The sequence below is a fragment of the Streptomyces sp. UF-297 genome, from assembly GCF_058245575.1.
Map to the genome: position 1 here is coordinate 123,365 of NZ_JBSIBZ010000002.1, position 13,656 is coordinate 137,020.

General features: G+C 69.3%; 12 protein-coding genes and 2 riboswitches. Of the genes, 8 read left to right on the forward strand and 4 right to left on the reverse strand.

The genetic code is table 11. The annotated features are described in order from the left end of the window. Nucleotides 1–191: 191 nt before the first annotated feature. From glyA to gcvT, 3 genes are all read right to left on the reverse strand, one after another. Nucleotides 192–1,451, reverse strand: coding sequence for a serine hydroxymethyltransferase (gene glyA / locus AC4IJH_RS02665; protein ID WP_490849818.1), 1,260 nt, complete (start codon nt 1,449–1,451; stop codon nt 192–194). Nucleotides 1,452–1,478: 27 nt separating this feature from the next. Next, entirely contained in the window at nt 1,479–1,856 is a 378-nt protein-coding gene (gene gcvH, locus AC4IJH_RS02670; RefSeq protein WP_490849819.1) for a glycine cleavage system protein GcvH, read from the reverse strand. A gap of 94 nt (nt 1,857–1,950) precedes the next feature. Further along, nucleotides 1,951–3,075 (reverse strand): glycine cleavage system aminomethyltransferase GcvT, encoded by a 1,125-nt coding sequence (gene gcvT / locus AC4IJH_RS02675; RefSeq protein WP_490849820.1) that lies wholly within the window; start codon nt 3,073–3,075, stop codon nt 1,951–1,953. Between the two features lie 33 nt (nt 3,076–3,108). Then, nucleotides 3,109–3,219, reverse strand: a riboswitch (glycine riboswitch). Further along, nucleotides 3,220–3,312, reverse strand: a riboswitch (glycine riboswitch). 311 nt (nt 3,313–3,623) lie between these two features. Here gcvT and AC4IJH_RS02680 point away from each other — a divergent pair. Then, complete coding sequence (locus AC4IJH_RS02680) at nt 3,624–4,283, forward strand: AAA family ATPase (protein ID WP_490849821.1); 660 nt, start codon at nt 3,624–3,626, stop codon at nt 4,281–4,283. Nucleotides 4,284–4,324: 41 nt separating this feature from the next. On the opposite strand, the gene AC4IJH_RS02685 is transcribed toward AC4IJH_RS02680, so the two are convergent. Next, the gene (locus AC4IJH_RS02685; protein ID WP_490849822.1) at nt 4,325–4,957 is read right to left on the reverse strand and encodes a hypothetical protein; all 633 of its coding nucleotides are present in this window, start codon (nt 4,955–4,957) and stop codon (nt 4,325–4,327) included. A 308-nt stretch (nt 4,958–5,265) separates the two neighbouring features. On the opposite strand from AC4IJH_RS02685, the gene AC4IJH_RS02690 reads away from it, so the two are divergent. From AC4IJH_RS02690 to AC4IJH_RS02720, 7 genes are all read left to right on the forward strand, one after another. Next, nucleotides 5,266–6,027 (forward strand): enhanced serine sensitivity protein SseB, encoded by a 762-nt coding sequence (locus AC4IJH_RS02690; protein ID WP_490849876.1) that lies wholly within the window; start codon nt 5,266–5,268, stop codon nt 6,025–6,027. Nucleotides 6,028–6,153: 126 nt separating this feature from the next. Then, the gene (locus AC4IJH_RS02695; RefSeq protein WP_490849823.1) at nt 6,154–6,942 is read left to right on the forward strand and encodes an enhanced serine sensitivity protein SseB C-terminal domain-containing protein; all 789 of its coding nucleotides are present in this window, start codon (nt 6,154–6,156) and stop codon (nt 6,940–6,942) included. 473 nt (nt 6,943–7,415) lie between these two features. Beyond that, entirely contained in the window at nt 7,416–8,414 is a 999-nt protein-coding gene (locus AC4IJH_RS02700) for an ABC transporter permease (protein WP_490849824.1), read from the forward strand. A 66-nt stretch (nt 8,415–8,480) separates the two neighbouring features. Then, nucleotides 8,481–10,226, forward strand: coding sequence for an ABC transporter substrate-binding protein (locus AC4IJH_RS02705; RefSeq protein WP_490849825.1), 1,746 nt, complete (start codon nt 8,481–8,483; stop codon nt 10,224–10,226). 95 nt (nt 10,227–10,321) lie between these two features. After that, entirely contained in the window at nt 10,322–11,332 is a 1,011-nt protein-coding gene (locus AC4IJH_RS02710) for an ABC transporter permease (protein ID WP_490849826.1), read from the forward strand. Next, on the forward strand, nt 11,329–12,429 hold the full coding sequence (locus AC4IJH_RS02715; RefSeq protein ID WP_490849827.1) for an ABC transporter ATP-binding protein: 1,101 nt from the start codon (nt 11,329–11,331) through the stop codon (nt 12,427–12,429). The genes AC4IJH_RS02710 and AC4IJH_RS02715 overlap by 4 nt, the downstream gene beginning before the upstream one ends. Continuing rightward, on the forward strand, nt 12,426–13,538 hold the full coding sequence (locus AC4IJH_RS02720) for an ABC transporter ATP-binding protein (protein WP_490849828.1): 1,113 nt from the start codon (nt 12,426–12,428) through the stop codon (nt 13,536–13,538). The genes AC4IJH_RS02715 and AC4IJH_RS02720 overlap by 4 nt, the downstream gene beginning before the upstream one ends. The last annotated feature ends 118 nt before the right edge of the window (nt 13,539–13,656 follow it).

Genomic DNA, 13,656 nt, shown 5'->3' on the forward strand with positions numbered 1-13,656 from the left:
GAGAAGCCCTCGTCCTTGAGGGAGTCCGGCGACACCCTATTTGCCGAAAAAATGGCTCAAGACAGCCGTTCGGGCCGCGTGCCGGGGACCAACGGCCCCGGGCACACGGCCCGTTCACCCTCGGAGCGCTGATCAAAAAGCGCCCTGAGGCCCTAGCTCGTGAATCGCGTCACAATCGCTGTGCGACGGCTTTACAACGAGGGGTACAGCGGGTGCTTGTCGGCGAGCGCGGTGACCCGGGCCTTGAGCGACTCGGCGTTGTAGGACGGCTTGAGCGCCTCGGCGATGATGTCGGCGACCTCGCGGAAGTCGTCGGCGTCGAAGCCGCGCGTGGCCAGCGCCGGGGTGCCGATCCGCAGGCCCGAGGTGACCATCGGGGGGCGCGGGTCGTTGGGGACCGCGTTGCGGTTGACCGTGATGCCGACCTCGTGGAGGCGGTCCTCGGCCTGCTGGCCGTCCAGCTCGCTGTTGCGCAGGTCCACCAGGACCAGGTGCACGTCCGTGCCGCCCGACAGGACGTCCACGCCGGCGGCCTTGGCGTCGTCCTGCACCAGGCGCTCGGCCAGGATGCGGGCGCCGTCCAGGGTGCGCTGCTGGCGCTCCTTGAAGTCGTCCGAGGCGGCGACCTTGAAGGAGACGGCCTTGGCCGCGATCACGTGCTCCAGCGGGCCGCCCTGGAAGCCGGGGAAGACCGCGGAGTTCAGCTTCTTCGCGAAGTCCTTGTTGCGGGCCAGGATGATGCCGCCGCGCGGGCCGCCCAGCGTCTTGTGCGTGGTGGAGGTGACCACGTCCGCGTACGGCACCGGGTTGGGGTGCAGACCGGCGGCGACCAGACCGGCGAAGTGCGCCATGTCGACCCACAGGTACGCGCCGACCTCGTCGGCGATCCGGCGGAACTCGGCGAAGTCCAGGTGGCGCGGGTAGGCGGACCAGCCCGCGATGATCACCTTGGGGCTGTTCTCCTTGGCCAGGCGCTCGACCTCGGCCATGTCCACCAGACCGGCCTCGTCGACGTGGTAGGCGACCACGTTGAACTGCTTGCCGGAGAAGTTCAGGCGCATGCCGTGGGTGAGGTGGCCGCCGTGCGCCAGGTCCAGGCCGAGGATCGTGTCGCCGGGCTGGGCGATCGCGAAGAGCGCGGCCTGGTTGGCGGAGGCGCCGGAGTGCGGCTGGACGTTGGCGTACTCGGCGCCGAACAGGTCCTTGACCCGGTCGATGGCGATCTGCTCGGCGACGTCCACGTGCTCGCAGCCGCCGTAGTAGCGGCGGCCCGGGTAGCCCTCGGCGTACTTGTTGGTCAGGACCGAGCCCTGCGCCTCCATGACGGCGACCGGAGCGAAGTTCTCCGACGCGATCATTTCGAGGGTGGACTGCTGGCGGTTCAGCTCGGCGTCGACGGCGGCGGCGACGTCGGGGTCGAGCTCGTGGAGGGAGCTGTTGAGAAGCGACATGAGTCTTCCTAGGGAGGGGGGTGTGGCTCAGCCGGCGGTGAAGGCGGTGTACGCGTCGGCCGAGAGCAGCTCGTCCGGCTCACCGGTGACCTTCACCTTGAACAGCCAACCGCCCTCGAAGGGGGCGGAGTTCACCAGCGAGGGGTCGTTGACGACATCCTCGTTGATCTCGGTGATCTCGCCGTCGACGGGCGCGTAGAGATCGCTGACGGACTTGGTCGACTCCAGCTCACCGCAGGTCTCGCCCGCCGTGACCGTGTCACCGACCGCAGGAAGCTGCACGAAGACGACATCGCCGAGCGCATTGGCGGCGTGCTCGGTGATACCGACCGTCGCGACGCCGTCCTCGGCGGCCGACAGCCACTCGTGCTCCTTGCTGTAGCGCAGCTGCTGGGGGTTGCTCATGAGGTGATTCTCCTGGATGCGGTGGCGTGATCTGTGCGTGCGTCTTGAAGCGTGAGACAAAAGTGTCAGAAGTGACAGGTGTGTGGGGTGTCCGTCACTTCTGGCGCTTGTAGAAGGGCAGCGCCACGACCTCGTACGGCTCGTGGCTGCCGCGGATGTCCACCGCGACCCCCGGCGTGCCCGGCTCGGCGTGCGCCGCGTCCACGTACGCGATCGCGATCGGCTTGCCGAGGGTGGGGGAGGGGGCACCGGAGGTGACCTCGCCGATCACCGCGCCGTCGGCGACGACCTGGTAGCCGGCCCGCGGCACCCGCCGGCCCTCGGCGACCAGCCCGACCAGCTTGCGCGGCGGCGCCGTCTTCGCCCGCTCGGCCGCCGCTTCCAGGGCCTTGCGCCCCACGAAGTCACCGCCGTTGGTGGTCTTCTCGAACTTCACGACCCGGCCCAGGCCCGCGTCGAACGGCGTGGTGGCGGTGGTCAGTTCGTGCCCGTACAGCGGCATGCCCGCCTCCAGGCGCAGCGTGTCGCGGCAGGACAGGCCGCAGGGCACCAGGCCCGCGCCCGCGCCCGCCTCGGTCAGCGCCTCCCAGACCGTGACCGCGTCGGCGGGGCGTACGAACAGCTCGAAGCCGTCCTCGCCGGTGTATCCCGTACGGGCGATCAGCGCGTGCGCACCGGCGACCGTGCCGGGCAGGCCCGCGTAGTACTTCAGGCCGTCCAGGTCGGCGTCGGTCAGGGACTTGAGGATGCCGGGGGACTCGGGGCCCTGCACGGCGATCAGCGCGTAGGCGTCCCGGTCGTCGCGCACCGCGGCGTCGAAACCGGCCTGCCGCTCGACCAGCGCGTCCAGCACCACCTGGGCGTTGGAGGCGTTGGCGACGACCATGTACTCCTGCTCGCCCAGGCGGTAGACGATCAGGTCGTCCAGAATGCCGCCCTCGGCGTCGCAGATCATGGTGTAGCGGGCGCGGCCCACGGCCACCGAGCCGATGTTGCCGACCAGGGCGAAGTCCAGCAGGTCGGCGGCGGCCGGGCCGGTCACGGTGATCTCGCCCATGTGGGAGAGGTCGAACAGGCCGGCGCGGGTGCGCACCGCGACGTGCTCGTCGCGCTCGCTCCCGTAGCGCAGCGGCATGTCCCAGCCGGCGAAGTCGGTCATGGTCGCGCCGAGGGCGCGGTGCGTTGCGTCCAGCGCCGTACGGCGGGGGGCATCAGTCATTGCTTCAGACTCCCAGGCATGGGTGACAAGACGTCCTCCCCATCTGTCATCGGAACCTGAGAGGTTCACCGAAAGCCCCTTACGGGCCCGCGGCTTGCACCTTGGGTGGAGCCACAGCAACCGCGGCTCGCTTTTCAGATCTGCCTCGCCCACGCGGTATAGGGGCCTGAGAGATTCAAGGGAGGACTTGCTCCTTCGGCGCCCCGGCGCGGCCGGGGACTCTCCCGCGCGGATTCAAGCGGCCGGTATGCAGTTGGCTGTGCTCGTACGTACGGAGCGTTGTGCACGGATCCGCACATGGCGCGCACATCATTGCACGGGAACCCCCGGGGCCGGAACGGCTGTCCGAACCACTGAGGGAACACCGTCACCTGTCCCCGCGTGGGGTGGTGAGTCGGCAATCACCTTGAACGGCATTACCTTTTCTTGACACTGTGCGGGTAGGGCGGGACCTAACCGGACCGGGAGGGGCGATCACGGTGCACAGGCAAGCCGCATTCGCGACAACGTCGGGGGGTGCTGCCGCGGACGTGGTCCGGCAGGAGCCCGTGGGCACGCTTCCCCGGCCCCGGCGCGCGCCGGGCGCCCTGCTGCGCCCCGGGCTCGGCAGCGGACCCGGCGTGCTGGACCTGCGCGGGGAGCAGGAGCGCGCCGGGGGTGAGATGCGCTTCTCCGCGGGCGATCTGGTGGTGGTCTCCGGGCTGCCGGGCAGCGGCAAGTCCACCCTGATGCACCGCGTGGTGCCGGGGCTGGACCAGCGCGGCGCCGCCGTGTACCGCATCGACTCCCAGGACGTGCGCGAGCGGTGGGCGGCCGGCCGGCTCGGCGCGCTGCCGTACGGCTTGTACCGCCCCCTGGTGCGCGGCGCGCACTATCTGGGGCTGCGGCGGGCGCTGCGCTCGGGCCGCAGCGTGGTCGTGCACGACTGCGGGACGCTGGCCTGGGTGCGCCGCTGGATCGCGCGCCAGGCCCGGCGCTCGGGCCGCGGCGCGCATCTGGTGCTGCTGGACGTGGCGCCCGAAGTGGCCCTGGCCGGGCAGGAGTCCAGGGGCCGCGGGGTGACGGGGTACGCCTTCGGGCGGCACCGCAGGGCGGTGGGCGCCCTGGTCTCCCGGGCGCAAACGGCCCGTCTGCCCAAGGGATTTCGCTCGGTGGTCCTGCTGGACCGCCCGGCCGCCGACGCCCTGGAGGCCGTCACCTTCGAATGACGGCCTCCGGGCCCGGCCGCGCTGCGGCGCCGGGTGTCGGCTCAGAAGATCTTCGGCAGACCGGGGAACTCGGGCAGCTTCGGGGTCTCCGGCAGACCGGGGAGCTTGGGCAGGTCGGGGAGCTTGGGCAGCCCCGGGACGTTCGGCAGCTTCATGCCTTTGAAGGCCTTGCCAATGCTGACCGCCGCCAGTACTTCGAGCGCTGCCTCCGTCAGGGGCTTGAGCGTGACCGCCACCTTGATCAAGTCACCCTCCTTCGTACCGGCGAGAAGCGCCTTGACCTGCGTGTCGAGCTTCTTCTGGGCCTTCTTCAGCCACTCGTCGTCCACCGGGGCGCCGGCCCGCCGGGGGCTGGAGTGCTTGAGCAGGTAGGCGGCGCGGGAGGTGGCGTGGATGGCGTGGTCGAGCTTGTGCTGCAGCGCGGCGGTCTCGGCCGGCTTGATCTTGGTCCGGTCGTGATGGGCCTGCTGGCACACCTTGCTCGCCGCCCTGAGCAGGTCGCTGATGGCGTGGAATGCGGCGGCCTCGGCCTTCGCCACGTGGGGGTGGGGGGTCGCGGTGCGCGCCGTGGCCCGCTCGGGGGCGGCCGCGGCGGCGGTGCCCGCGACGCCCAGGGTCATGGCGCCGGCGATGGCGGCGCTGACGAAGGCGAGGGCGGTCCGGTTCGTTGCCATGGGGGGAAGTCCTTTCGCAGAGGCGGTGGCAGGGCAGGGACGCCCTCCTGTCACCCTCGAAGCGGTCGGGACCGTCCGCAACCGCACGGATGCGCAAAGTGATCAATCGGGTGCACCGGCCGGTCGCGACCCCGGCTGGCGCTAGGGTCGTCGACCAGGTAGTGCGCGGTGATGAGCGGGTGGGTGACGTGGATTTTCCAGGGCAGGGCGTGCCGGGGCAGCCGTATGCGGGCGAGGGGCATCCGGGCGAGGGCCGTTCGGGGTGGCACGCCCCCGGAGCCGGTCTGCCGGACGAGGGCATTCCGCAGCTGGCGTGGCCGGCCAATGAGCTGGAGGAGGTGCTGGCCGCCTCCGTGGGGCACCCCGGAGCGGGCGGCCGCATCGTCGAGACGCTGGGCCGCAGCCGTATATGGGTGCCGCTCCCCAAGGGCGGCGGCCCGCAGAGCGCAGGCCCGGGGAATCCGGGCCTGGACCTGCCCACCGTCGAGATCGACGGGGCCGCTTATGTCCCGGTCTTCAGCTCCGAGCAGGAGTTCATGAAGGCCGTCGGGCCGCACATGTCCTTCGCGGTGGCGCCCGCGGTGGAGTTCGCGCGCGGCCTGCCGCCGATGATCGGCATCGCGCTCAACCCCGACGGCACCATCGGCGTGCCGCTGCCGCCGCCCGCGGTGGCCGAGCTGTGCCGGGCGGGCCGGGGGCACGAAGCGAGCGCCGCGGGCGCACCCAGCGGCGGCCGGGTGCGGCTGTTCGAGCCGGACTGGCAGCACGAGCCGGTGGACTTCCTCGCCGCCGCCGGGCTGGAGTTCTCCGCCGCCGGTGTCGTACGCACCGCGCGCCGCGCGCTGGCCAGCGTCGAGGGCCAGGACCCCGCGCTGTTCATCGGCGTGCAGAGCGAGAGCTGCGAGCCCGGGGACCGGGATGCGGCGCTGGCCGCACTGGGGCGGGCGCTGGGCGCGGTGCCCGTGCCCTGGCCCGTACAGCTGGTCATGCTGGACATCGCGCAGGGCGACCCGGTCGCCGACTGGATGCTGGAGCGGGTACGCCCCTTCTTCTCCCGCGACCCCTACTAGGCGGTGGCCGACGGGCCGCAGCGGGGCCGCTCCTTCTCCCGCTCCGGCCCGTCGGCCACCCCCTAAGCTGGTTGGATGACCGGGCGGGCATACCCCACGTGCCTGCCAGAAGAAGGGACGGACCACGTGAGCGCGGGTGCGCATCAGGGAGCGGCGGCCGGACAGGTCGAGCAGATGCTGCAGCAGGTCCAGCCCGGCCGGTACGACGCCTACGAGGCGCTGCTGCAGGCCCTGGCGGCGGGGCAGGTGTGGATGCTGCTGTGGCAGGGCCAGGCCGGGTCGCCCGACGCGCAGTACGGGAACATGGAGGTCGAGGGCCTGGGCTACGCCCCGTGCGTGACCTCCGCGCCCGAGCTGGCCGCCAGCGGCTGGAACCGTGCCCACGAGGTCGTCGGCGGCCGGGAGATCGCCGCCGCGCTCTTCCCGGACCGCTGGGGTCTGTGGCTCAATCCGCACGCCCCCGGCGGCGGCGTCGGCATCCCCTGGGCGGACCTGCGCCGGATCGCGCTGGGCCTGGACCGGCTGCCCGCCGGGCCGCTGCGGATCAGCGAGCCGATGATCGAAATCCCGCAGTTCTACGCGCTGTTGGGGCAGAACGCCCATCACACCCCGGCCGTGCGCGCGCTGCGCAGGGCCTGGGTGCAGCCCGCTCTGGGCGCCCCGTACCTGGCCATCGGTCTGGATCTGTACGACAGCGGCCAGCAAGCGGTGGATGCGGTGCGGCTGATGATCCAGCAGTCCATCGGAGCGGTTCCGGAGGGGCTGCCCGTCTCCACCGTCGCGATGAGCGACGAGTACGACCCGGTCGGGATGTGGATGCGGGCCAACGCCCGGCCGTTCTTCGACCGTGACGCCTACGGCCGGGCGCCCGCGCCCGCGCCGTCCTACGGCTACGGCTACCCGCGCTCCTACTGATCTCGGCGCCCCGCCGCCGGCGGGCGAACTGACCATATAGGCCCCGCAGTTGGGCCTTTTTCCCATGCCTGTACCCACCGCTCACACGGCACACCTGTCCGTATAACGGAAGTCGGTGGGTCACATCACAGTTGCGCATCCTTTCCCCGCCAGGGCTGGTGAGTGATCGCGAATCGGATGAAGACTCCCCGCAACAAAGGGCTTCGGCCCTGTGTACGACCGCCTGAACGGGCGGCGTCACGGGAATGTCCGCGTCATCCGTACGACTTGCACCGCCTGCACCAGCGCACCGCCTGCACGTACCGCACCGCCTGTTGTACTTCCCGCACTTCTCGCACCATCCGCACCTGCGCACCATGCGAACGGACGCACCGCCGGTCCGTTTCGCACCCAATCGCACCAGTGATGTGAACCAGGCCGCACTCGCGGCAGCGTGGGCCGGCCGAAGCCGGCCGAGAGGGGTCAAAAGCACCGTGACCGCACCGATCGAGACCACCGGGGCGGCTGCTGAGGCGCAGCCGGAAGCGGTGCTGGAAGGCGTCGAGAGCAAGAAGATCGAGGGCCGTTCGCTCGGCCAGATCGCCTGGCTGCGTTTCAAGCGGGACAAGGTCGCCGTCGTCGGCGCCATCGTTGTCATCCTGCTCATCGTGATCGCGGCGCTCTCCCGGCCGATCCAGTCCTGGCTGGGCCTGGACCCCAACGCCTTCCACCAGGACCTCGTCGACCCCAACACCACCCTGCCGCTGGGCGACTTCGGCGGTATGAGCGCGGAGCACCCGCTCGGTGTGGACCCCAAGTTCGGCCGCGATCTGCTCGCCCGCGTACTGGAGGGCTCGTGGGTCTCGCTGATCGTGGCGTTCGGCGCCACGATGCTGTCGGTGGCCATCGGCACCGTCATGGGCGTCATCGCCGGCTTCTACCGCGGCCGGGTCGATGCCCTGATCAGCCGTCTGATGGACGTCTTCCTCGCCTTCCCGCTGCTGCTGTTCGCCATCGCCATCTCGGCCTCGCTGCAGGGCGGCGCGTTCGGCCTGACGGGACTGCCGCTGCACATCTCGGTCCTGATCTTCGTGATCGGCTTCTTCAACTGGCCCTACATGGGCCGGATCGTGCGCGCCCAGACGCTCTCGCTGCGCGAGCGGGAGTTCGTGGACGCGGCCCGCGGCATGGGCGCGCGCGGCATGTTCATCGTCTTCCGCGAGCTGCTGCCCAACCTCGCGGGCCCGGTCATCGTCTACTCGACCCTGCTGATCCCCTCCAACATCCTCTTCGAGGCGGCGCTGAGCTTCCTGGGCGTGGGTATCCAGCCGCCGCAGGCGTCCTGGGGCGGGATGCTCAACGAGGCGGTCAAGTTCTACGAGGTCGACCCCCAGTACATGCTCGTCCCCGGCCTGGCGATCTTCGTCACCGTGCTCGCCTTCAACCTGCTCGGCGACGGCCTGCGGGACGCGCTGGACCCGCGCAGCCGCTGACGCCGGTCCCACAGCCCATCTGCCCCACCCAAGAGTTTCCGACCAACGAAGGGGACACCGACCACCATGCGAAGGTCAGTTCCGGTCGCGACGATCGCGGCCATCACCAGTGCGGGCCTTTTGCTGGCCGGCTGCAGCGGGAGCAAAGGTTCCAAGGGCGAATCCGGGGAGGCCAACGCCGCCACCAAGGGCATCGTCAATGCCTCCGACGAAAAGGGCGGCACGGTCACCTACGCGATGAGCGACGCCCCGGAGTCCTTCGACCCGGGCAACACCTACTACGCGTTCATCTACAACTTCAGCCGCCTGTACGCGCGTCCGCTCACCACCTTCAAGCCGGGCCCCGGCGAGAAGGGCAACGAGCTGGTGCCGGACCTGGCCGAGTCGCTGGGCAAGTCCAGCGAGGGCGGCAAGGTCTGGACGTACAAGATCCGCAAGGGTCTGAAGTACGACGACGGCACCCCGATCACCGCCAAGGACGTCAAGTACGCGGTGGAGCGCAGCAACTTCGCGCGTGACGTGCTCTCGCTCGGGCCCAACTACTTCCAGAACCTGCTGGAGAACCCGGACGGCTACAAGGGCCCGTACAAGGACAAGGGCAAGGACCTGAAGTCCATCGAGACCCCGGACGACCACACCGTCGTCTTCCGCCTCAAGAAGGCGTTCGCGGAGTTCGACTACCTGGTCAGCGCCCCGCAGACCGCGCCGGTGCCGCAGGCCAAGGACAAGGGCGCGGACTACACCAAGCACGTGCTCTCCTCGGGCAGTTACAAGTTCGAGAGCTACGAGGAGGGCAAGCGCCTGACCCTGGTGCGCAACCCCAACTGGTCGGCCGCCACCGACCCGCTGCGCAAGCAGCTGCCGGACAAGATCGTGCTGAACCTGAAGGTCACCCAGTCCACCATCGACAAGGACCTCAAGGCCGGCAACACCCATATCGACCTGGCGGGCCGCGGCGTGGACGCGCAGACCCAGGCCCAGCTGCTGACCGACTCCAAGGAGAAGGGCAACACCGACAACGCCTTCGGGCAGCGCCTGGTCTACACCGCGATCAACACCACGGCCAAGCCGTTCGACAAGCTCGACTGCCGCAAGGCCGTTCAGCTGGCGATCGACAAGAAGGCCGTGCAGACCTCGCTCGGCGGCCCGGTGCGCGGCGAACTGGCCTCCACGATCCTGCCCAACGACCTGGCCGGATACCAGAAGTTCGACCTGTACCCGCAGAAGTACAACGGCTCCAAGCTGGACCTGACCGAGGCCAAGAAGCTGTGGGACAAGTGCGGCGCCGGCAACATCTCCACCACCATCCTGGCCCGCAGTGACCGCCAGGACGAGGTGGACGCGGCGACCGCCGTGCGCGACTCCCTCAAGGGCCTGGGCATCACCGTCAACATCCAGAAGTACCCCACCGGCAAGTACTTCTCGGACTACGCGGGTGTGCCGAAGTTCAACGAGAAGAACAACGTCGGTCTGATCATGATGCAGTGGGGCTCGGACTTCCCGACCGGCTTCGGCTATCTGAACCAGATCCTCAACGGCAAGGCCATCAGCCAGTCCGGCAACACCAACCTCTCGCAGATCGACGACCCGCAGATCAACAAGCTGCTGGACGAGGCCATCACCAACCTCGACAAGGGCGCCCGCGAGAAGACGTACGCCGAGATCGACAAGAAGGCGATGGAGCAGGCCGTCATCGTCCCGCTGACCTACTTCAAGGTCCTGATGTACCGCTCGCCCAAGGCCACCAACCTCGTCTCCACCTCGGCCTTCAGCGGTCAGTACGACTACCTCAACGTCGGCGTCAAGAAGTAGCCCTCCCGCAAGCGCAGGAAGCCCCGGAAGGAAGGTGAAGGCATTGGTGCCGCGGACCGGCCCCGGCCGGAGCGCGGCACCGACGCCGAGTTCCCGTGTTCTCGTACATCATCCGCAAGGTGATCAGCGCAGTGATTCTGCTGCTGATCGTCAGCGCGGTCACCTTCGGCATCTTCTTCCTGCTGCCGAAGCTGGCCGGGCAGACCACCGACCAGCTCGCCCAGCAGTACATCGGCAAGGCCCCCAGCAAGGCCGACATCCTCGCGGTGAAGAGGAACCTCGGCCTGGACAAGCCGCTGTACGAGCAGTACTGGGACTTCCTCAAGGGCATTTTCGTCGGCGTCGACTACAAGTTCGGCCCCACGAAGGCACGTTGTGAGGTGCCGTGCTTCGGCTACTCCTTCAAGACCCACCTGGAGGTCTGGCCCGAGATCCAGTCCCGGCTCCCGGTGACCGCCTCCCTGGCCTTCGGTGCCGCCGTGGTGTGGCTGGTCTCCGGCGTCGCCACCGGCGTGCTCTCCGCGCTGCGCCCCGGCTCCGTCTTCGACCGCGCGGCCATGGGCATCGCGCTGGCCGGCGTCTCGCTGCCGATGTTCTTCACCGGCGCCCTGGCACTGGCCCTGTTCACCTATCAGTGGCCCATCTTCGAGCGCAGTGATTACGTACCACTGACCGATGATCCCTTCCTGTGGGCCAGAACCCTCGTCCTGCCCTGGGTGACGCTGGCCTTCCTCTACTCCGCGCTCTACGCCCGGCTCACCAGAGCGGGCATGCTGGAGACGCTGAGCGAGGACTACATCCGCACCGCCCGCGCCAAGGGCCTGCGCGAGCGCAAGGTCGTGGTACGGCACGGCCTGCGGGCCGCCCTCACCCCGATCATCACGGTCTTCGGCATGGACCTGGGCCTGCTGCTGGGCGGCGCGCTCATCACCGAACAGGTCTTCTCCCTCAAGGGAGTCGGCGCCTTCGCGGTCCAGTCGATCACCGACAACGACCTGCCGAACATCCTCGGCGTCACCCTGCTCGCCGCCTTCTTCATCGTCATTTGCAACACGCTGGTGGACGTCCTGTACGCCGCCGTCGACCCGCGGGTGAGGCTGTCGTGAACAACCTGAACAAGACCGGTGCCGCGGTGGGCGAGCCGACGGCCGCCGACTCCGCGCCGCCCACCGCCTTCCTGGAAGTGCGCGACCTCAAGGTGCACTTCTCCACCGACGACGGTGTGGTCAAGTCCGTGGATGGGCTCACCTTCCAGCTGGAGAAGGGCAAGACCCTCGGCATCGTCGGCGAGTCCGGCTCCGGCAAGTCGGTGACCTCGCTGGCCGTGATGGGGCTGCACCGCGCCTCGCGCCAGCAGCGCGCCAAGGTACGGATGACCGGGGAGATCTGGCTGGACGGGCAGGAGCTGGTCGGCGCCGACCCGGACGAGGTGCGCCGGCTGCGCGGCCGCGAGATGGCCATGATCTTCCAGGACCCGCTCTCCGCGCTGCACCCCTTCTACACGGTGGGCCAGCAGATCGTGGAGGCCTACCGGGTCCACAACGACGTCGACAAGAAGACCGCGCGCAAGCGGGCCGTGGAGATGCTGGACCGGGTCGGCATCCCGCAGCCCGACAAGCGCGTGGACGACCACCCGCACCAGTTCTCCGGCGGTATGCGCCAGCGCGCCATGATCGCCATGGCGCTGGTCAACAACCCCGAACTGCTCATCGCGGACGAGCCGACCACCGCCCTGGACGTCACCGTCCAGGCACAGATCCTGGACCTGATCCGCGATCTGCAGAAGGAGTTCGGCTCCGCGGTCATCATCATCACCCACGACCTGGGCGTGGTCGCCGAGCTGGCGGACGACCTGCTGGTGATGTACGGCGGCCGGTGCGTGGAGCGCGGCCCGGCCGAGAAGGTCTTCTACCACCCCCAGCACCCCTACACCTGGGGCCTGTTGGGGTCGATGCCGCGCATCGACCGGGAGCAGACCGAGCGGCTGATCCCGGTCAAGGGATCGCCGCCCAGCCTGATCAACATCCCCTCCGGCTGCGCTTTCAACCCGCGCTGCCCCTACGCCGACGTGCCCAAGGACAACGTCACCCGGACCGTCCGTCCCGAGCTGCGCGAGTCGGCGGACGGGCACTACTCCGCCTGCCATATGTCGCAGGAGGAGCGGGAGCGTATCTGGACCGAAGAGATTGCGCCGAAGCTGTGACCCAGACCGACCAGAGCAAGCAGATCCCGCCGCAGAAGACGGCCGAGGAGGACGCAAAGCCGCTGCTGCGGGTGCGCGGCCTGCAGCGGTACTTCCCCATCACCAAGGGCCTGCTCAAGCGCCAGGTGGGCGCGGTGCAGGCGGTGGACGGCATCGACTTCGAGGTGCGCCCGGGGGAGACGCTGGGCGTGGTCGGCGAGTCCGGCTGCGGCAAGTCGACGATGGGCCGGCTGATCACGCGGCTGGACGAACCCACCGGCGGCAGCGTCGAGTTCGAGGGCCAGGACATCACCCATCTGTCCATGGGCAAGCTGCGCCCGATGCGCCGCGACGTACAGATGATCTTCCAGGACCCGTACGGGTCGCTGAACCCGCGGCACACCGTCGGCGGCATCATCGGCACCCCCTTCCGCCTCCAGGGCATCGAGCCCGAGGGCGGGGTCAAGAAGGAGGTGCAGCGGCTGCTGGAGCTGGTGGGCCTGAGCCCGGAGCACTACAACCGCTATCCGCACGAGTTCTCCGGCGGCCAGCGCCAGCGCATCGGCATCGCCAGGGCGCTGGCGCTCAGGCCCAAGCTGGTGGTGGCCGACGAGCCGGTCTCCGCGCTGGACGTCTCCATCCAGGCGCAGGTGGTCAACCTCATGGACGACCTCCAGGAGGAACTCGGCCTGACGTACGTGATCATCGCGCACGACCTGTCGGTCATCCGGCACGTCTCGGACCGGATCGCGGTGATGTACCTCGGCAAGATCGTGGAGATCGGCGAGCGCACCTCGCTGTACGAGACGCCGATGCACCCGTACACCAAGGCGCTGATGTCCGCGGTGCCGGTGCCCGACCCCAAGCGGCGCACCCAGCGCGACCGCATCCTGCTCAAGGGCGATGTGCCCTCGCCGATCAACCCGCCCTCCGGCTGCCGGTTCCGTACCCGCTGCTGGAAGGCGACCGAGGTGTGCACGACCACGGAGCCGCCGCTCGCCGCACTCAGGACCGGCCACCAGGTGGCCTGTCACCACCCGGAGAACGTGCCGGAGGGGGCTGCGGCAGAAGGGGCAAAGGAGTCAGCTGTGACCGAAAGTGAAGCGAGCAAGGCCCCAACTGATCAGTAGTGCATGACAAGTTGGCAAAATCCTGAGTGAAATGTGACGGGAGGGTGCAGAGTCGGCGCGGTTGCTCAAGAGACAGCTGTCTCTTGACGTCACGATCGCGCGCTAGAAGGGACGGCTC